The organism is Pseudomonas caspiana (assembly GCF_040224095.2).
Taxonomy (GTDB): Bacteria; Pseudomonadota; Gammaproteobacteria; order Pseudomonadales; family Pseudomonadaceae; genus Aquipseudomonas; species Aquipseudomonas caspiana.
On sequence record NZ_CP167995.1, the window covers coordinates 1093986 to 1113641 of the forward strand.

The 19656-nt window shown below is 57.4% G+C and carries 17 protein-coding genes; 4 read left to right on the plus strand and 13 right to left on the minus strand.

Features of this window, described 5'->3' with window-relative positions:
• Positions 1 to 19: 19 nt before the first annotated feature.
• From ABRP31_RS04920 to ABRP31_RS04970, 11 genes are all read right to left on the minus strand, one after another.
• Positions 20 to 349 carry a GlpM family protein gene (locus tag ABRP31_RS04920; RefSeq protein ID WP_349971656.1) on the minus strand — a complete coding sequence of 110 codons (330 nt, stop codon included), beginning with the start codon at positions 347 to 349 and terminating at the stop codon, positions 20 to 22.
• 142 nt (positions 350 to 491) lie between these two features.
• Positions 492 to 1820 (minus strand): sigma-54 dependent transcriptional regulator, encoded by a 1329-nt coding sequence (locus ABRP31_RS04925; RefSeq protein WP_349972091.1) that lies wholly within the window; start codon positions 1818 to 1820, stop codon positions 492 to 494.
• 146 nt (positions 1821 to 1966) lie between these two features.
• Positions 1967 to 3853, minus strand: coding sequence for a sensor histidine kinase (locus ABRP31_RS04930; protein WP_349972092.1), 1887 nt, complete (start codon positions 3851 to 3853; stop codon positions 1967 to 1969).
• 67 nt (positions 3854 to 3920) lie between these two features.
• Positions 3921 to 4655: an amino acid ABC transporter ATP-binding protein gene (locus tag ABRP31_RS04935; RefSeq protein WP_087269085.1), complete on the minus strand. Its 735-nt coding sequence runs from the start codon at positions 4653 to 4655 to the stop codon at positions 3921 to 3923.
• Positions 4652 to 5323 (minus strand): amino acid ABC transporter permease, encoded by a 672-nt coding sequence (locus ABRP31_RS04940; protein ID WP_167384359.1) that lies wholly within the window; start codon positions 5321 to 5323, stop codon positions 4652 to 4654. Before ABRP31_RS04940 ends, ABRP31_RS04935 begins: the two co-directional genes overlap by 4 nt.
• Entirely contained in the window at positions 5323 to 6069 is a 747-nt protein-coding gene (locus tag ABRP31_RS04945; RefSeq protein WP_349972093.1) for an amino acid ABC transporter permease, read from the minus strand. Before ABRP31_RS04945 ends, ABRP31_RS04940 begins: the two co-directional genes overlap by 1 nt.
• A gap of 98 nt (positions 6070 to 6167) precedes the next feature.
• Complete coding sequence (locus ABRP31_RS04950; RefSeq protein WP_349972094.1) at positions 6168 to 7082, minus strand: glutamate/aspartate ABC transporter substrate-binding protein; 915 nt, start codon at positions 7080 to 7082, stop codon at positions 6168 to 6170.
• A gap of 417 nt (positions 7083 to 7499) precedes the next feature.
• Positions 7500 to 9038: a glycerol-3-phosphate dehydrogenase gene (glpD, locus tag ABRP31_RS04955; RefSeq protein WP_087269092.1), complete on the minus strand. Its 1539-nt coding sequence runs from the start codon at positions 9036 to 9038 to the stop codon at positions 7500 to 7502.
• 285 nt (positions 9039 to 9323) lie between these two features.
• Positions 9324 to 10079 carry a DeoR/GlpR family transcriptional regulator gene (locus ABRP31_RS04960; RefSeq protein ID WP_027900765.1) on the minus strand — a complete coding sequence of 252 codons (756 nt, stop codon included), beginning with the start codon at positions 10077 to 10079 and terminating at the stop codon, positions 9324 to 9326.
• A gap of 116 nt (positions 10080 to 10195) precedes the next feature.
• Positions 10196 to 11701 (minus strand): glycerol kinase GlpK, encoded by a 1506-nt coding sequence (gene glpK / locus ABRP31_RS04965; RefSeq protein ID WP_087269095.1) that lies wholly within the window; start codon positions 11699 to 11701, stop codon positions 10196 to 10198.
• A gap of 49 nt (positions 11702 to 11750) precedes the next feature.
• Positions 11751 to 12617: an MIP/aquaporin family protein gene (locus ABRP31_RS04970; RefSeq protein WP_349972095.1), complete on the minus strand. Its 867-nt coding sequence runs from the start codon at positions 12615 to 12617 to the stop codon at positions 11751 to 11753.
• Positions 12618 to 12974: 357 nt separating this feature from the next.
• Between ABRP31_RS04970 and ybaK the strand changes: the two genes are divergently transcribed.
• Positions 12975 to 13445: a Cys-tRNA(Pro) deacylase gene (ybaK, locus tag ABRP31_RS04975; protein WP_349972096.1), complete on the plus strand. Its 471-nt coding sequence runs from the start codon at positions 12975 to 12977 to the stop codon at positions 13443 to 13445.
• A gap of 282 nt (positions 13446 to 13727) precedes the next feature.
• Positions 13728 to 14516 (plus strand): PhzF family phenazine biosynthesis protein, encoded by a 789-nt coding sequence (locus tag ABRP31_RS04980; RefSeq protein ID WP_349972097.1) that lies wholly within the window; start codon positions 13728 to 13730, stop codon positions 14514 to 14516.
• A gap of 60 nt (positions 14517 to 14576) precedes the next feature.
• Here the strand turns inward: ABRP31_RS04980 and ABRP31_RS04985 are convergent, their stop codons facing one another.
• Positions 14577 to 15650: an ABC transporter ATP-binding protein gene (locus ABRP31_RS04985; protein ID WP_349972098.1), complete on the minus strand. Its 1074-nt coding sequence runs from the start codon at positions 15648 to 15650 to the stop codon at positions 14577 to 14579.
• Positions 15647 to 16567 carry an ornithine carbamoyltransferase gene (gene argF, locus ABRP31_RS04990; RefSeq protein ID WP_087269107.1) on the minus strand — a complete coding sequence of 307 codons (921 nt, stop codon included), beginning with the start codon at positions 16565 to 16567 and terminating at the stop codon, positions 15647 to 15649. Before argF ends, ABRP31_RS04985 begins: the two co-directional genes overlap by 4 nt.
• A 453-nt stretch (positions 16568 to 17020) precedes the next feature.
• Between argF and ABRP31_RS04995 the strand changes: the two genes are divergently transcribed.
• Positions 17021 to 17311, plus strand: a complete 291-nt coding sequence (locus ABRP31_RS04995) for a hypothetical protein (protein WP_027900758.1) — start codon at positions 17021 to 17023, stop codon at positions 17309 to 17311.
• A 180-nt stretch (positions 17312 to 17491) separates the two neighbouring features.
• Complete coding sequence (locus tag ABRP31_RS05000; protein ID WP_349972099.1) at positions 17492 to 19600, plus strand: molybdopterin oxidoreductase family protein; 2109 nt, start codon at positions 17492 to 17494, stop codon at positions 19598 to 19600.
• Positions 19601 to 19656 lie beyond the last annotated feature (56 nt).

Consider the following 19656-nt stretch of genomic DNA (forward strand, 5'->3'; position numbering starts at 1 on the left):
ATGCACCCCACACGTGTGTTCAACCGTGAAATCTTACCCACACCGTCACCAGCAACGTGGCCGCTATCAGCCACGCAACGGCGGCCAATGCGAGGGAAACCTCCAGCCGCCAGCGATCGACCAGCAGGTAAAGCGCCGCAAGATAAATAAAGTAGGGGATGATCGACCACATGCCAAACAGGATGGTGGTCTTCAGGTCGTCCAGTGAGCGGCCTTTGCCAACGATGTAATGAGCGATCAAGGCGAAGGTCGGGAACAGCGGCACCAGGCCTGCGATGTAGTAATTTTTGGTCTTGGCCAGTGCGGCGAGAATGACCACGACGGCTGCGCCTAGCAGGGCTTTGAACAACAGGTCCACAGAATCCCCTTCCTAAAGTTGAAATCCGCATCCTGTAGGAGCTTACGAGCACCGCGAGGCAGCGATAGCGGCCTGCCTGAAACACCGCCATCGCTGCCTCGCGGTGCTCGTGAGCTCCTACAGATTCGATGAATTATCCAAGGCCATATTTTTTGACCTTATCAAACAGTGTGGTCTTGGCCATGCCCAGCTCCTGGCTGGCCTGGCTAAGATTGCCGCCGCTGCGCTGCAGGGCTTCGCTGAGCAGGTTTTTCTCGAAGGCTTCTACTGCCTCGGCAAAGCCCAGGCTCTGGCTTTCTTCAAGGCTTGCATTAGGTTTTTTGAACGCTGGCAGGCCCAACGCGAAGCGCTCGGCAACATTGCGCAGCTCGCGCACGTTGCCCGGCCAGTCGTGGCTCATCAGGCTGGATAAGGTTTGCGGGTCCAGTTGCGGTGTATCGCGATCAAAACGCAGCGCGGACAGCTGCAAAAAATGCTCGAACAGTTGCAGGATGTCTTCGCGACGTTCCCGTAGAGGCGGCAACTCCAGCGTCACCACGTTAAGCCGGTAATACAGGTCGCTGCGAAACTGTCCGGCTTTACTTTGCTCATCAAGGTCGGATTTGGTGGCAGCGATCACCCGACAATCGACTTCGACACTCTGATTGGAGCCCAGTCGTTCTAGCGTGCGCTCCTGCAGAACCCGTAGCAGTTTGATCTGCAGACTGATTGGCATGCTTTCCACTTCATCGAGGAACAGCGTGCCATTGTGCGCATGTTCGATCTTGCCGATGCGCCGCTTGCCTGCACCTGTAAAGGCGTTGGATTCGTGGCCGAAGATCTCGGTTTCGAACAGGGTCTCCGGCAGGCCACCGCAGTTGAGCGCGACGAACTGTTGCTGATGCCGACGACTGAAATCGTGCAGGCAGCGCGCGACCAGTTCCTTACCGGTGCCGGTTTCACCTTCGATCAGCACATTGGCTGAGGTGTCGGCGACGTTGGCAATCAGCGCCCGTAGATTCTGCATGGCCGGGGAGCGGCCGATGATTTTGCCTTCAAGGGAATCGCGCTCAGCCAGTTGCTTGCGCAATGCCCAGACTTCTCGCGCCAGACCCCGTTGCTCCAGTGCACGACGGGTGACTTCCACCAGGCGCTCAGGGGAGAAAGGCTTCTCCATGAAGTCATAAGCGCCGTCGCGCATGGCATTCACCGCCATGGAGATGTCGCCATGGCCGGTGATCAACACTACCGGCAGGCTACGGTCACGAGATTTGAGACGGCTGAGCAACTCCAGGCCGTCGATGCCCGGCAGCCGAATGTCACTGATCACAATCCCGGCAAAGTTATCGCCGATCCGTTCAAGCGCTTCCTCGGCACTGCCCACACCTTCACTGGGAATGTCCTCCAGCGCCAGCGCCTGTTGGCAGCCGAGCAAGACGTGGGGGTCGTCTTCGACGATGAGTACGGTCAGGTCAGTGGTCATTTGAAGGTCTCATCGCACGCCATCAGTTTTGAATTGAAATACGCCCCTGTGGGAGCAGAGCTTGCTCGCGATAAGGACACTGCATATGTCACGTCCATTGCATCCAGCCTTATCGCGAGCAAGCTCTGCTCCCACAAGTCGTTTCCTCATACTTCTTTCACCACCGGCAACCACAACACAAACTCTGTACCGCCATGCTCCGGCTGTTCAGCGCTCAGGCTACCACCGGTTGCGGCGGCGAGGCTGGCGGAGAGGGTGAGGCCCAGTCCCAGACCTTGTTCACCGGGTTTGGTGGTGAAAAACGGTTCGAACAGATGCTTGCGGGTCTCGTCGTCTATGCCGTGGCCGTTGTCCCGAACCCGCAGGCAGTAGCGGCCCTCGATCATCGAGCCCTCAAGCCAGATTTCCGGCAAGGGCTGCGCGTGCATGGCGTCCAGAGCGTTGCCGATCAAATTGACCAGAATCTGCTCAAGTCGAGTCTGATCAATCATCAGATCGGCGTCGGCATACAACTGATGTAACTCAAGAGAGAAGTTTTCCAAGCGAGGTGCCAGCAATTGCAACGCCGCCTCAACGGCTTTGCTCAGCTTCGCCTGGCCCTTGTCATCGCCGCGACGGGCGAAGGCGCGCAGGCTGGCGGTGATGCGGCCCATGCGGTCGACCAGATCGTTGATGGTGCGCAAGTTGGTGCTGGCGGTATCCAGCGCGCCCCGTTCGAGGAAACGCACGGTATTGCCGGACAAGGTGCGCAGCGCGGCGAGCGGCTGGTTAAGCTCGTGGGCAATGCTGGTGGACATCTGCCCGATCGCCGCCAGCTTACCTGCCTGAACCAGTTCGTCCTGCGCTTTGCGCAAGGTGTCTTCAGCCTGCCGACGTTCGCGAATCTGACCCTTGAGGCGTTCGTTGCTGGCGCGCAAATGCTCGGTGCGTTCGGCAATCTTGCGCTCCAGTTCGTCGTTGGCGGCTTGCAGGGCTTCACGTGCGGCGAGGCGCGTGGAGAGGACTTTACGGCGCTCATTCCAGGCGATCAGCAGGAACGCGACTAATGCACAGGCCACGGCGACCAGCATGCCCTGGCTACCGGCTTCGCGGCGCAGATCTTCGAGGGGGGTCAGTAACGTCAGGTGCCAGGGTGTATCGCTGAGCTGACGGGTCTGGGCCAGATAGCTGACTTGTTTGTGTTCAAGGTCGACGCTGACGTTGGCCGGGAAGGTCAGCTTCTCCACGCCCTCCGAAAGCAACTCGCGCTCCAGCGGCACCAGTTCGTTGAGTGGCCACCAGTAATATTGCAGGCTGCGGGCCAGGCGTTCTTTGATTTCCGGCGTGAGCGGGCGTACCGATTTCAGACGGCGGGCCGGGTCGCTGGAGAGAATGATGATGCCATTCTCGTCACTGACGAAGGCCTCCAGTCGCGCACGTTGCCAGCGTTGCTCCAGAGCTTCAAGCTGCACTTTGATTACCGCCACGCCGACGATCTTGCCTTTCTCTTCCAGGCCGTGCGCCAGGTAATAACCGGGCTCGCCGGTGGTGCTGCCGATACCGTAGAAGCGTCCCGGCAAGCCGCGCACGGCATCCTGGAAATAGGCGCGGAATGACAGGTCTTCACCCAGATAGCTGTCGGCATCGCGCCAGTTACTGGTGGCCAATACCCGACCGGTGGTGTCGAGCACATAAATCGCGCGGCTACGGCTGCGGCGGTTCAGACCTTCAAGGTAATCGTTGACCTCGCTGCGCAGCTCGGGCGTCGGGTCGTTGAGCAGTGCTGAAACACTGGACTCCAGCTCCAGCACGCTGGGTAAATAGGTGTATTTGTTGATTTCACTTTCGAGGGTGCGGGCATGCAGCTCAAGCTGGCGTTCACCGCTCTCGCTCAGGGTTTTGATGCCGTAGTGTTCGCTGATCAAATAGGCGACGTAGCCTAGGCCGAACATCAGCACGATGATCAACGGCGGCAGAAACAGGTGGCGAATCAGACGGGGTTTCACGGCAAGTGATGGCGGCGCGGCGCGATAAAGATTGGAGTCGCATTTCATCACAGTCGTCCTGAGCCGAACAGCGGCCCGACGCTTCAAGGAGCCGGGCCGCTGCCAGGTGTCGCTTTTAGTGCTGAAGGATTTTGGCGAGGAACTGCTGCGCACGTTCGGAGCGGGCGCTGACATCACCGAAGAACTCTTCTTTCTCACAGTCTTCAACGATCTGGCCCTGATCCATGAAGATCACGCGGTTGGCCACTTTGCGGGCGAAGCCCATTTCGTGGGTCACGCACATCATGGTCATGCCTTCCTGAGCCAGCTGCACCATCACGTCGAGCACTTCGTTGACCATTTCCGGGTCGAGCGCCGAGGTCGGCTCGTCGAACAGCATCACGATCGGGTCCATGGCCAGTGCGCGGGCAATCGCCACACGCTGTTGCTGACCGCCGGACAGTTGGCCGGGATGCTTGTTGGCGTGGGCGGAAAGACCGACGCGATCCAGCAGCTTCAGGCCTTTTTCAGTGGCTTCTTCCTTGCTGCGCCCCAACACTTTAATCTGCGCAATCGTCAGGTTTTCAACGATGCTCAGGTGCGGGAACAGTTCGAAGTGCTGGAACACCATGCCAACCCGGGAGCGTAATTGCGGCAGGTTGGTTTTCGGGTCGGCAATCGAAGTGCCGTCAACGATGATGTCGCCTTTCTGGAACGGTTCCAGGGCGTTCACACACTTGATCAGGGTCGATTTGCCGGAGCCCGAAGGACCGCAGACCACGACCACTTCGCCTTTTTTGACCTCGGTGCTGCAATCAGTCAGCACCTGGAAGTCGCCATACCACTTGTTAACGTTTTTGATGGAAATCATACGGCGAACCTTTTTTGCAGACGCTTCACCAGCAACGAGGCGGCAAAGCTGATCGTGAAGTACACCAGACCGGCGATGATCAGGAACTCATTGGCACGGCCAATGATGTCGCCACTGGCCCGCGAGGCGTTGAGGAAGTCCACCAGGCCTACGGTGTAAACCAGCGAGGTGTCCTGAAACAGAATGATGCTTTGCTGCAACAGCAGCGGGGTCATCTTGCGGAAGGCCTGAGGCAGGATGATCAACCGCATCATTTGCCCGTAGGTCATGCCCAGCGCTTGTGCTGCGCCCATCTGGCCTTTGGAAATCGACTGCACACCGGCACGGACGATTTCGCAGAAGTAGGCCGCCTCGAACATCATGAAAGCCACGACGCAGGAGGTGAATGCGCCGATAGGCGTGTCTTCGCCAGTAATCCAGCGCAGCACGAACGGCACTGCCAGATAGAACCAGGTGATGACCAGCAGCAGCGGAATGGAGCGGAAATAGTTGACGTAAGCACCGGCCACGCTGGCCAGCAGCTTGCTCGACGACAGGCGCATCAAGGCCAGAATGGTGCCAAGCACCAAGCCGCCGATAATGCCCATGACCATCAGTTGCAGAGTCATGACCATGCCGTTCCACATGCCGGGAATGGCTTGCACGACTCCTGAGAAGTCCATATCCATTATTTGCCCCCCAGGGAGATCAGTCCGGGCACAGCGACTTTCTTCTCGACCACGCGCATCAGCAACATCAGGCTCATGTTCAGGGTGAAATAGATCAGTGTCGCCAGAGTGAAGGCTTCGAACAGGTTGGCGGAGAACTCCGCGGTCTGTTTAGTCTGCGCGAGCAATTCCATCAGGCCGATCAACGACGCCACTGACGAGTTCTTGAACACGTTGAGGAATTCGGAGGTGAGCGGCGGAATAATGATCCGGTACGCCTGCGGCAGCAGCACGTTCCAGTAGATTTGCGGCAGGCTGAAACCCATGGCGCGGGCTGCAGACTCCTGGCCGCGAGGCAGCGCTTCGATACCGGTGCGCACTTGTTCACATACTCGCGCGGCAGTGAACAGACCCAGACAAACGATTACGCTGAGAAACGCGGAGGTTGTCGGGTTCAGGTCTTGCTTGTACCACTCCTGCATGCCTTCGGGCAGCAGGTCCGGCACCAGGAAGTACCAGATGAACAGCTGCACCAGCAGCGGCACATTACGGAAGATTTCCACGTAGACCGTGGCAATGCCGGCCACCACACGGTTCGGCACAGTGCGCATGACGCCCAGTACGGAGCCCAGCAGCAAGGCAATAATCCAGGCGACGACAGCAATGGCGATAGTCCAGCCCAGACCGGAAATGAACCAGTCCAGATAGGTTTCGCTGCCAACGCCAGCGGACTTGAAGAATACGCCCCAGTCCCAGTTGTAATTCATCAGGGTCTCCCCTCTGATCGATCCAGATGCATGCACGGCATCCTGAAACCGCATAGGGCGGTTTCAGGCTTTTTTATTGACGATTTGGTTATTGGCGATTAAGCCTTTTTGTCGTCAGCCGCTTTATCAGTCGGTTCAGCGATCAGTTTTTTCAGCTCGTCGCTCATCGGGAAGTTCAGGTTCAAGCCTTTTGGCGGGATCGGAGCCTGGAACCACTTTTCGTAGATCTTGTTGATCTCGCCCGACTTGTAGGTCGCAACGATGGCGTCATCGACGGCTTTCTTGAACGGCTCGTCGCCTTTACGCACCATGCATCCGTAGATTTCGTACGACTGTGGAGTGCCGGTAACGGCCCAGTCTGTTGGCTTCTTGGCCTTGGCCATTTCACCGGCCAGCAAGGCGTCGTCCATCATGAACGCGACTGCGCGACCCGATTCCAGCATCTGGAAGGATTCACCGTGGTCTTTGGCCGAGATCACGTTCATGCCCATTTGCTTGTCAGCGTTCATGGACTTGAGGATGCGCTCGGACGTGGTGCCCGCGGTGGTCACGACGTTCTTGCCTTTCAGGTTATCGAAATCCTTGTATTCCGAAGTCGCTTTGGACAGCAGACGGGTACCGATCTCGAAAATGCCGACCGAGAAGTCGACCTGTTGCTGGCGCTCAACGTTGTTGGTGGTCGAGCCACATTCAACGTCAACAGTGCCGTTCTGTACCAGCGGGATACGGGTTTGCGAAGTGACCAGGTTGTACTTGACCTTCAGGTCCGGCATGTCCAGGTCTTTCTTGATGGCTTCGACGATTTTCAGCTGGATGTCGTGAGAGTAGCCAACCGGTACGCCGGAAGCGTCAGCGATGTAGGAGAAGGGGATCGAAGCGTCGCGGTGACCGAGGGTGATAGTGCCGGACTCTTTGATTTTCTTCAGAGTGCCGGTCAATTCGGCGGCGAAAACTGGAGAGCTGATCAGAGCAGCAGTAATTGCTGCGCCCAGAAGATGGGGAACGATGCGCATCGGTGATACCTCGGATTGTTTTTTTTATGGGGCCTGCTACCTGGCGGCCCGCCTCTTCGGCCCATGCTTCAACTGCGGCCGACAGGAGACAGGCTACGGTCGAAGCGATCGACTGATCAGTACAGAGCAGGAGGCGTGCCAAGCTGTTTATTTGAGGTTAACGTTATGATTTATAAGGCTTTAATATGGTGTTTGTGTTTGGCGGGATAATGTCTGGCGTCCGGGATGCCGAACTAATGGGGGAGGGATGTTCGGAAATCCGAATGGTGCATTAACGGCAGAACTGCAGATATTTTGGGTCTGATACATCAGGTTGGAGCGCGGGATCAGATGTTGTAGGAGCTGCCGAAGGCTGCGAAGCGGTGCATCAGGGGCATCGCATCGCAGCCTTCGTCAGCTCCTACAAGGGTCAGCGCATCAAGCCGCTGCGAAAGCACCTTTGTTACGCGCCACGGTGTCCAGATACTGTTGAACGCCTTCGCGCTCTTCAGCCGTCATGAACAGGCCGAGTTTACTGCGGCGCCACAGAATGTCATCGGCGGCCGTTGCCCATTCAGTGCTGCACAGGTAATCGACTTCGCGTGTGTACAAGCCAGCGCCCAAATGATCACCCAGGTCGGCAATGCTCTGTACGCCTTCCAACAGGCGCCAGGTGCGGCTGCCGTAAGTGCGTGCCCAGCGTTGCGCGATTTCGCTTGGCAGCCAGACGAAGCGGCTCGTCAACTGGTTGGCCAACTCGGCTGGGGTAGTCATGTCTTCGCCGCCAGGCAGGCTGGCTTTGGCGGTCCAGCTCGGCTTCATCTGTTTGAAGAATGGAGCCAATTGAGCCATCGCCGACTCTGCCAGCTTGCGATAGGTGGTCAGCTTGCCACCGAATACCGAAAGGATAGGGGCTTCATCAGCGCTACCGGACAACGACAAGGTGTAGTCCCGGGTGATGGCCGAAGGATTGTCTGACTCATCGTTGCACAGCGGGCGAACGCCGGACCATGTGCTGATCACATCATCGCGGCTCAGTTGCTTTTTGAAGTGGTCGTTGGCCACTTTGAGCATGTAGTCCATCTCGCCATCAGTAATCTCGACCTTATTCGGATCACCTTGATACTCGCGGTCCGTGGTGCCGACGATGGTGAAGTGCTCCAGATAAGGAATCGCGAACACGATGCGCTGGTCTTCGTTCTGCAGGATGAACGCGTTTTCACCTTCGTACAGTTTCGGCACGATCAAGTGGCTGCCCTGAATCAGGCGGATGCCGTAAGGCGAATCCAGCTTCAGGTCGTCACGAATGAACTTGGCAACCCATGGCCCGGCAGCATTGACCAAGGCCTTGGCGCGGATCGAGAACAGCGTGCCGTCGGCGCGCTCCATGTGCAGGTGCCACAGGCCGTTAGTACGGCGGGCATTCAGGCAGCGCGTCTGGGTGTGAATGTGCGCGCCCTGTTCGCGGGCGGCCATGGCGTTGAGCACCACGAGGCGGGCGTCGTCGACCCAGCAGTCGGAGTATTCGAAACCGTGAGTAATATTCGATTTCAGCGGACTTTCGCTGCCGAAGCGCAGGCTGCGCGAACCCGGCAGCTTCTCGCGTTTGCCCAAGTGGTCGTAAAGGAACAAGCCAGCGCGAATCATCCACGCAGGGCGCAGGTGTGGGCGGTGTGGCAGGACAAAGCGCATTGGTTTGACGATGTGTGGCGCCTTGGCCAACAGCACTTCACGCTCAGCCAGTGCTTCACGCACCAGACGAAATTCGTAATGTTCCAGATAGCGCAAGCCACCGTGAATCAATTTGCTGCTGGCAGAAGAGGTGTGGCTGGCCAGGTCGTCTTTTTCGCACAGAAAAACTGACAGACCGCGACCGGAGGCATCCGCTGCGATCCCGACACCATTGATCCCACCACCGATGACGGCGATGTCGTAGACCTCGGAAAGTGGCGGTGTAGACAGGTTGGAATGGGGCATCGGTGGCCTCCTGAGTTTATTGTTCGGATAACGAATTCGAACATTAATGTTCATTTTCGAAAATCATAGCTCAATAACGCAGGGGCTTCCAGTCAGTTGTCATTGAAAATACTGATCGTGGAGGGGGAAAAGAACAAAAGTGAACATGGGTGCGGGACGTTGGTCTCGTGGGAGCCGAGCTTGCTCGCGATGCATGAGACGCAGCCAGTAGACATACCGCGTTATCGTTTATCGCGGGCGAGCCCAGCTCCCACAGGGGTAGATGTGTGTTGTCAGGAAAGTTAACTACACCACTTCCAGCCGAATCTTGTTCTGCGCCAGCAACTGCACCAGCGCCGGAGCGGGAGCTTGATCGGTTACCAGACAGTCAATCAGGGTGATCGGGCCGAGACGCACCATGGCATTGCGGCCGAACTTGCTGGAGTCGGCGGCCAGGATGACCTGCCGGGCGTTGGCAATGATCGCCTGGGAGACGCGTACTTCTTGATAGTCGAAGTCCAGCAGGCTGCCGTCTTCATCAATCCCGCTGATGCCCACCAGCGCGAAGTCGACTTTGAACTGGTTGATGAAATCCACGCTGGCCTGACCCATCACACCGCCGTCACGGCGCACGTTGCCTCCCGCCAGCAGGACGTCGAAGTCCTCCTTGGCGCTGAGCATCGAGGCCACATGAAGGTTGTTAGTGATGATTTTCAGGTTGTTGTGGTTGAGCAGGGCGCGCGCGATCGATTCGGTGGTAGTACCGATGTTGATGAATATCGACGCGTGATCGGGGATTTGTGCGGCAATGGCTTCGCCAATCCGCTGCTTCTCATCGCGCATCTGATCCGCACGCATGGCGTAGGCGGTGTTTTCGATGCTTGAGTCATAAGCTGCGCCGCCGTGGTAGCGGCGCAACAGGTTCGATTCCGCAAGCTGATTGATATCGCGGCGGATGGTCTGCGGGGTCACGACGAACAGCGTGGCCATTTCCTCGATGCTGACGTAGCCGCGTTCACGGACCAGTTCGAGGATTTGCTGCTGACGGGGAGGCAGATTCATTTTTGTTGGGTTTCCTTACAGGCTGCCAAATGCGGCCCATGATGCCGCAGGCATGTACTGCCTGTCAGCCGGAAACTCGTTAGCCATGATCCTGCTACCCGTCGCAAGCGTAACGGTTACTCGTTGTTTTCGTGTGGTTCCCAATCGCGGGTGCGCGCTACGGCCTTCTGCCAACCGGCGTAGAGTTTTTCCTTCTCTTCTTCGGCGCATTGCGGCTCGAACTCGCGCTCGATAACGGCTTTGTTTTTCAACTCGTCCAGGCTGCTCCAGAAGCCGATGGCCAAACCGGCCAGATAAGCCGCGCCCAGTGCTGTGGTCTCACGCATTTTCGGGCGTTCAACCGTAGTGCCGAGGATGTCGGCCTGGAACTGCATGAGGAAGTTGTTGGCCACTGCGCCGCCGTCAACCCGCAGCGATTTCAGGCGTTCGCCGGAATCCTGCTGCATGGCGTCCAGAACGTCGCGGGTCTGGTAGGCGATGGATTCCAGCGCTGCGCGAATGATGTGATCGACTTTCACACCGCGTGTCAGACCGAACAATGCACCACGGGCATACGGGTCCCAGTACGGAGCGCCCAAACCGGTGAAGGCCGGGACCAGATAAACGCCGTTGCTGTCTTTGACCTTGCCGGCGAAGTATTCGGTGTCGACAGCGTCGGTGATGATTTTCAGTTCGTCGCGCAACCATTGCACGGTCGAGCCGCCGTTGAACACAGCGCCTTCAAGGGCATACGCCACTTCACCGCGCGGGCCGCAACCGATAGTGGTCAGCATGCCGTGAGCGGACTTAACGGCTTTCTTGCCGGTGTTCATCAGCAGGAAGCAGCCGGTGCCATAGGTGTTTTTGGCCTGGCCTGGCTCAACGCACATCTGACCGAACAACGCGGCTTGCTGATCGCCTGCGATACCGGCAATCGGAATACCGCTTTTGCTCTGGCCATAGACCTCGGAAGAGCTTTTCACTTCCGGCAACATCTCACGTGGAATATCCAGCACTTCGAGCATGCGCTGATCCCATTCCAGGGTATGGATGTTGAAGAGCATGGTGCGCGATGCGTTGGTGTAATCGGTGACGTGCACTTTGCCGCCGGTGAATTTCCAGATCAGCCAGCTATCAATGGTGCCGAACATCAGTTCGCCTTTGCGGGCGCGCTCGCGGCTGCCTTCAACGTGGTCGAGAATCCACTTGACCTTGGTACCCGAGAAGTACGGGTCGATCACCAGGCCAGTGGTGTCCTTGATGTACTCTTCCATGCCGTCACGCTTGAGCTGCTGGCAGATTTCGGTACTGCGGCGGCACTGCCAGACGATGGCGTTATAAATAGGGCGACCGGTTTCTTTTTCCCAGATAACCGTGGTTTCACGCTGGTTGGTGATACCGATGGCAGCAATCTGGTTGTGGTGCAGATCAGCCTGAGCCAGTGCTTTGGTCATGCACGCGGTTTGAGTGGCGAAGATCTCCATTGGATCATGTTCAACCCAGCCCGCTTGCGGGTAGTGCTGAACAAATTCGCTTTGCGCGGTGCTGACGACATTGGCGTCGCGGTCAAAGATGATTGCACGAGAGCTGGTCGTGCCCTGATCGAGGGCAATGATGTAGTTCTTGTTCTGTGAGTCGGTCATGTCGATTGCCTTGTGCTAATGGGTGAAGTTAAAAGCAGACGCGCGAGATTCAAGATGAAATCTGGGCTTTGCCTGGAACAACGTCAGCGTCTTTTACAGCCGCAGTCTCTACAGCAGGAACGGTGGGCGGCAGATGGCGCGCAATCAGCGCACGATAGCCAGCGGCACCGAGGCACGCACCGAGAATCGGCGCGAAAATCGGAATCAGAAAGTACGGGATGTCACGGCCGCCGGTAAACGCGACCTCGTCCCAGCCTGCCAGGAACGTCATCAGTTTAGGACCAAAATCACGGGCCGGATTCATCGCGAAGCCTGTCAATGGGGCTGTCGAGGCACCGATCAGTGCGACCAGCAAACCGATAAGCAGTGGCGCGAGGGCGCCGCGCGGCAGGCCGTTGTTGTCGTCAGTCAGGGACATGATGACGCACATCAGAATCGCAGTGATCACACACTCCACCAGCGCCGCCTGGCCTACAGAAATAGACGGGTTAGGGTAAGTGGAAAATGCAGAGGCCAGTTCGAGGCTGGCAACCGAGCCGCGAATCATCTGGTGCGTTTGTTCGAATTCGAAGAACAGGCTGATATACAGCAGATAAACAAGACCGGCACCGCAAAAAGCTCCTGCGATTTGCGCGGCAATGTAGAAGGGTAATTTTCGTTTTTCAAAACCGGCGAAAATGCTCAGTGCGATGCTGACTGCCGGATTGAGGTGCGCCCCGGAAACGCCTGCGCTCAGATAAATGGCCATGGCGACCGCCAGACCCCAGATGATGCTGATTTCCCAAAGCCCGAACGTGGCACCCGCAACCTTGAGCGCTGCGACACAGCCGGTACCGAAAAAAATCATCAGGGCAGTGCCCATGAATTCGGCCACACATTGACCTTTCAGCGTTGGTTCTTGCAGTGCGTTAGTCATGAAAACCTCTTTTTTGTTCTTGTGCGGCTCTGTGTGAAATTCACCAGTGCGCGTCTTATAACGAGCTCGAGGAAACCCCATCCTCGACCTCAGGATTCGACCTTAAATGGCACTAAAGTTCCAGTGAATATTCGTAAACGAACAAAAATAGACAGGAACGAATGTGGTTGAAAGTAGAAGCGAACCTGCAGGCGATGTCAGGCGCATGGCTTTTTACGCGGATTGATCGGTGTTGTGTACACCTTCTTTGGCTTTTTTCCGCGTTTCACGTTTTGCCCAGTAAAAACGGGGTGTACAGACGGTTGAGCGCCTAGAATAATCCACCTGAACCGGCCGCTTAGGCCTCTGGAGCGCTGCATGACACCTGCATTGGATCTATTGAAAAAAGTTCGCGCTGAACACCGTATCCACAGCTACGAACATGACCCGAAAGCTGCTTCCTACGGCCTTGAGGCGGCGGAAAAACTGGGGCTCGAACCGGCGCAGGTGTTCAAGACACTGCTGGCAAGTACCGAAAAAGGTGAATTACTGGTCGCTGTGGTGCCGGTTGTTGGCACCCTGGACCTCAAGGCTCTGGCTGCCGCTGCTAAAGCCAAGAAAACCGAAATGGCTGACCCGGCTGCTGCGCAACGCTCCACCGGCTATCTCTTGGGCGGTATCAGCCCGCTGGGTCAGAAGAAGCGGTTGCGTACTTTTATTGATCAAAGCGCTGAGCAGTTCGCGACGATTTACGTCAGCGCCGGACGTCGTGGTCTTGAAGTAGAACTGGCGCCGACGGTACTTGCTGAACATACCGGCGCGATGTTTGCGCCGGTGGGGCGAGGCTGAAAGCTGCGCGCTGTCTCGCAGCAAACATTGGATTTGTAGGAGCGCACGAGCACCGCGAGGCCGCGATAGCGGTTTGTCTGACACTCCGCGATCGCTGGCCCCGTAACCTCGGTGAGCTCCTACAGGATTTGGGCCATATCGGAAGAGCGCGTTTTGTTTGAAAGGATCAAACCTTTCGCCTCGCGCTGTGGATGTATGCTCGGTAATCGGACCATCTGTCTCTGGTGAACACGGCTGCAGGCAGGCATTGTGCAACGCATCAATCGCACTGGAGCATCACTTATGTTTCTCGAATTTCATCAGGTCGATGCCTTCAGTGATCGTCCGTTCAGCGGTAATCCGGCGATGGTTTATCGCCTTGATGCATGGCTGGCTGACGAGTTGATGCAGCGCATTGCTGCCGAGCACAATCTGGCGGAAACCGCGTTTGTGGTGCGCGAAGCGCTCGGCTGGCACATTCGCTGGTTTACACCCAAGACTGAAGTGCCACTGTGCGGGCATGCAACGCTGGCGGCTGCCCATGTGCTGTTTACTGTTTTCGGCGAGCCTGCGGAACAGCTCGATTTTTTCTGCAAGTCCGGTGCGTTAAGCGTTACTCGAGAGGACGGGTTACTACTGCTGGATTTCCCGGCGATGATCCCTCACGAGGTCGGGGTGACGTTGGAGCTTGAGCGTGCCTTGGGCACCAGCATTGTTGATGCGCTGGGTTCAGTGGAATTGATGGTAGTGCTTGAGTCCGAACAGGCGGTGCGTGAATGCAGGCCTGACATGGCTGCCTTGGCAAAGCTGCCATGGCCCGGTGTCATCGTGACCGCGAAAGGCGAACAGTTTGACTTCGTCTCGCGTTACTTCGCCCCGGCGATTGGCATCCCGGAAGACCCGGTAACCGGATCGACGCACTGTGTGCTGATTCCGTACTGGGCCGGGCGACTGGGCAAGGATGTGTTAAATGCCTACCAATGTTCGGAGCGCGGCGGGGCGTTGTTCTGTCGACTGGAAGGGGAGCGGGTGAAAATCGGCGGTCATGCCACGCTGGTGGCGAGTGGGAAGTTGGTGGTTAGCCTGGGCTGAATCACGCGGCCTCCAGTTGGAATGCGCTCCCACAGGAGAATACATTTCGATTCATCCAGGCTAAACCGCCTGCTGCACCGCCACGCTGCCAGCAGCGGGGAACAGCACCAGATGGTCGGCCGACACCCGGATACCCACCTGCTCACCGGCTTGATAATCCGCATGGCTGGGGAAGACCGCTTCCAGCTGGCTGCCCGTCGGCAGTTGCAGGCGATACAGCGTTGCGGCGCCCTGGAAGGTTTTACTGCTCACCCGGGCTTTCAGCTCACTGTGCGGGTCGTAGATGATGTCATCCGGTCGCAGTAACACATCCACCGCGCTGCCCTTCGTGCCGGGATAGGCGCGGTTGCCCAGCAGCACGCCCAGTTCGGTCTGCACCGATTGGGGGTCGATCATCACGCCGCGAATGAAATACCCCTGACCGATAAAACTGGCGACGTAAGGTGTCAGCGGTTCGTGATAGAGGTTGTAGGGCGTGTCCCATTGTTCCAGACGACCCTCTTTGAATACGCCCACATGGTCACTGACGGCGAAGGCTTCTTCTTGATCATGGGTGACCAGTATTGCGCTGGTGCCTCGGGCCTTGAGAATGTCGCGGACTTCATGGCTGAGGCGGCGGCGCAGTTCGCCATCCAGATTTGAAAATGGCTCGTCGAGCAATAACAGTTGCGGCTCTGGTGCCAGGGCACGCGCCAGCGCAACGCGCTGCTGTTGGCCGCCAGACAGTTCATGGGGCAGGCGTTTGCCTAGATCGCCCAGATTGACCAACTCCAACAGCTCGTTGGTGACTTGCTGGAGACGTGGATGCTTACGAATGCCGAAAGCGATGTTCTCGGCAACGCTCAAGTGCGGAAACAGTGCGTAGTCCTGGAACACCATGCCTATCCGGCGTTTCTCAGGCGGCAGGGTGAACCCTGGTTTGGAGATAACGTCGCCCGCCAGGGTGATTTCCCCGGCATGAACCGGCTCGAAACCGGCAATGGCGCGCAAAGTCGTAGTTTTGCCACAGCCGGATGAACCCAGCAAACAGCCGATATCACCAGCGTTGAGGTGCAGGTTCAGGTCCTGCACCACGCGTTGTTCCTGATACCCGCAGGCCAGATTGCGCAAGTTCAGCAGCAGTGGCGAACTCATGCAGGCTGGCAGGATGGCGCAACCAGAAATTCCAGCAGCGCTTTCTGTGCATGCAGACGGTTCTCAGCCTGATCCCACGCGACGGAGCGCGGGTCATCAAGCAGGTCGACACTGATTTCTTCGCCACGATGGGCTGGCAGGCAGTGCATGAACAGCACGTCTTTGTCGGCGAGATCGAGCAGTGCGCGGGTCACCTGAAAGGGGGTGAACAAGGCGATGCGCTTGGCGGTTTCTTCTTCCTGGCCCATGGAGGTCCAGACATCAGTGCTCACCAGATGGGCGCCAGCCACTGCCGCGCGCGGGTCCCGCAGAACCGTCACACGATCACCGGCCAACGCCAGAAACTCGGGATTAGGCTCATAACCTTCAGGGCAAGCCACGCGCAACTGGAAGTCGAACTGGATCGCCGCTTCTATATAGCTGTTGCACATGTTGTTGCCATCGCCGATCCAGGCAACGGTCTTGCCTTTGATCGAGCCGCGATGCTCAAGGAAGGTTTGCATGTCGGCCAGCAATTGACAGGGGTGCAAGTCATCGGACAGGCCGTTGATGACGGGCACACGAGAATTAGCGGCAAATTCCGTCAGGTTGCTATGAGCAAATGTACGGATCATCACGGCATCAAGCATGCTCGAAAGCACTTTCGCGCAGTCGGCAATCGGCTCGCCACGACCCAATTGGGTGTCGCGAGGTGATAAAAAGATGGCCTGACCACCCAGCTGGATCATGCCGGCTTCGAACGAAACACGGGTACGTGTCGAAGATTTCTCGAAGATCATGCCCAGAACCCGGCTTTTAAGCGGTTCGAAAAGCACGCTTCGGTTTCGCAGGTCTTTGAGCTCTACGCCTCGACGGATCAAGCGCAGGAGTTCTTCTGGCTTGTAATCCATCATCGAGAGAAAGTGCCTGGCGTTCATTATTAACTACCTTTTTTGCAACAGACCGCAGATGCTCAAAGCCGGGTTTTATCGGGAAAACGGGCGAGACCTGCGGCGGAAGCCGCACGGGGCGACGAATAGGAAAGGCGCGATGGTATAAAAAAATGTCGCCTCTTACCAATAGGATGCTTATGTCCGAATGTTTTTTATTCGCAACAGAGGCAGTTTTCTGCATTCGGAGCTTGCCTGAGTTATCAAGCTGAGCAATGCTCTAGGTGGCGGCAACTGGCCAGCCAGAGGTGTCCCGAGGGGAGTATTTGTACACTGCCCTCATGCGAGATTGCAATTACTGCCGATCCTGCAACAGTTGGGCAGTTGAGCGGTCATATCGTTGCACTTATGCGATCTGCTTCACGCGGCGCGCTAGTGGTCCGTTCCATAAATAATCGGCGCAGGGTATAACTGCTCATCGTGTATCAAGGGGTCTGGGGAATGGAATCGAAAGAAAAACAGCTGACGGAACTGCTCGGGCTAACGGCTCGCACCCTGACGCATCTCACCGCTTCGATGACATCGATGTCTTTCGAACTCCTGCGTAGCAACGACGAAGTCACCCGGGCTGCGGGACGGCACATGATCGATCGAATGGCTACGATCAGTTCTGGTCTTGATGAACACTGGCGTCTGATCGGTGAGCTGACCGGTGTTCACTTGGCTCAAGAGCAGATCGAAACGGTTCACGAGATTCAGCTGCAGCGCAAAATCACCCCCATCGGCGGCTGATCCATCGCACAGGCCCGCCGGATGCCAGGTCATTTGCCTGGCTAGAGTCAGCCAGCCATCGGCCCGCTTGATGCCCGCCGATTCATGAGACGAACGTCTCTGGCGCAGTCGCAAGGCACGCCTCATAGTTTCGTTTGAGCGATCGTTTCAGATCGTCACGACAAAAACATGAGGCTGGCCATGACCAAGACCCTCCATCACCGTGCCTGCCATCTCTGCGAAGCCATTTGCGGCTTGAGCATTGAAACCACTACAAGTGCTGAAAACCAGGTGTCGATCACCTCGATCAAGGGCGATCCTCTGGATGCGTTTAGTCGCGGCCATATTTGCCCCAAGGCCGTGGCGCTGCAAGATATCCAGAATGACCCTGACCGATTGCGCCAGCCTATGCAGCGCGTGGGCAATCAGTGGCAGCCCATTGAGTGGCAAGCCGCATTCGATCTGGTCGCCGAGCGGTTGCTGGACATCCAGCGGCGCCACGGGCAGAACGCCGTGGCCGTGTATCAGGGCAACCCGAGCGTGCATAACTACGGGTTAATGACCCACAGCAATTATTTTCTGGGTTTGCTGAAAACCCGTAATCGCTATTCGGCGACCTCAGTCGACCAGCTTCCCCATCATCTGACCAGTTTTCTGATGTATGGCCACGGCCTGCTGCTGCCCATTGTCGATATCGATCACACTGATTTCATGTTGATACTGGGCGGTAACCCGCTGGCATCCAACGGCAGCATCATGACAGTACCGGATGTCGAAAAACGCCTGAAGGCTATCCAGGCGCGAGGCGGCAAAGTGGTGGTCGTTGATCCGCGACGTACTGAAACGGCCGCTATCGCCGATCAGCATTTGTTCGTGCGACCGGGGGGTGATGCGGCGCTGCTGTTTGGCCTGCTGAACACCCTGTTTGACGAAGGCCTGACTCGGGACAGCCATTTACCGGTCGATGGTCTGGATCAAGTGCGCTCTGCCATCGCGGCTTTCAGCGCCGAAGCCATGAGCCCGCGCTGCGGGGTGCCCGCTGAGCAGATCCGCCAACTGGCCCGAGACTTCGCGGCCGCCGACAAGGCGGCGTGCTACGGCCGCATGGGAATTTCCACTCAGGTGTTTGGCACGCTGTGCCATTGGCTGGTGCAGTTGATCAATCTGGTCACTGGCAATCTGGATCGGGTGGGCGGTGTGCTGTGCACTGAGCCAGCGGTGGATCTGGTGGGCTCAACCTCCGGTGGTCATTTCAATCAGTGGCAGAGTCGGGTTTCCGGGTTGCCCGAATACGCCGGTGAGTTGCCGGTCGCGGCGTTGGCCGAGGAAATGCTCAGTGAGGGAGAAGGGCAGATCAAGGCACTGGTAACGGTTGCGGGCAACCCGGTGTTGTCGACGCCTAATGGCCGTCAACTGGATCACGCGCTGGACGGTCTGGAATTCATGCTCAGCATCGATCTGTATATCAACGAGACCACGCGGCACGCCGACCTGATTCTGCCGTCTACCTCCGCGCTGGAAAATGACCACTACGACACGACGTTCAACACGTTTGCAGTGCGCAATGTCACACGATTCAATCGTGCCATTCTGGCGAAGCCCGAGGGTGCACTGCATGACTGGGAGATTTTCGTCGGCCTGGCGAAAGCCTTTGCCGAAAGGGCGGGGCGTGAGCTGAAGCCGACCATGCCCCCGGCGCAGATGATTGATCGCGGTTTGCGTGGTGGATTGTACGGCGACGGCTCGGACTACAAGCTCTCGCTGGACACTTTGCGGGACCATCCTCATGGTCTGGACCTGGGCGCGTTGAAGCCTAATCTGGCTTCACGCCTCAAGACTGCCAATGGTCGCGTTCAGGCTGCCCCAGACGTCGTGATGGCTGACATTGCACGTTTCGCTGTTGATAGCGCTCCAGGGAATGGTGAGCTGCTGCTGATTGGCCGCCGCCATGTGCGCAGCAATAATTCATGGATGCATAACTATCATCGGTTGGTTAAGGGTAAGCCTCGTCATCATCTGTTGATGCACCCCGATGATCTGGCCAGTCGGGGCTTGAATGACGGGCAGCAGGTGCGGGTCAGCTCCCGGGTGGGTGTCATTGAAGTGCAGGTTATGGCGAGTCTGGACATGATGCCGGGTGTTGTCAGCCTGCCTCATGGTTGGGGGCACGCAAAACCCGGTGTGCAGATGGATATTGCCTCGCATCAGCCGGGGGAGAGTGCCAATGACCTGACCGATGAGCGAGAACTTGATAGCCTGTCCGGCAATGCGGTGCTCAATGGTGTGAGCGTTCAAGTCGCGGCGGCATGATGGTGGGCGCGCTGGGAAGGCAGAGCGTCACGCTCGGGTTTCCGTTACAATGCGCC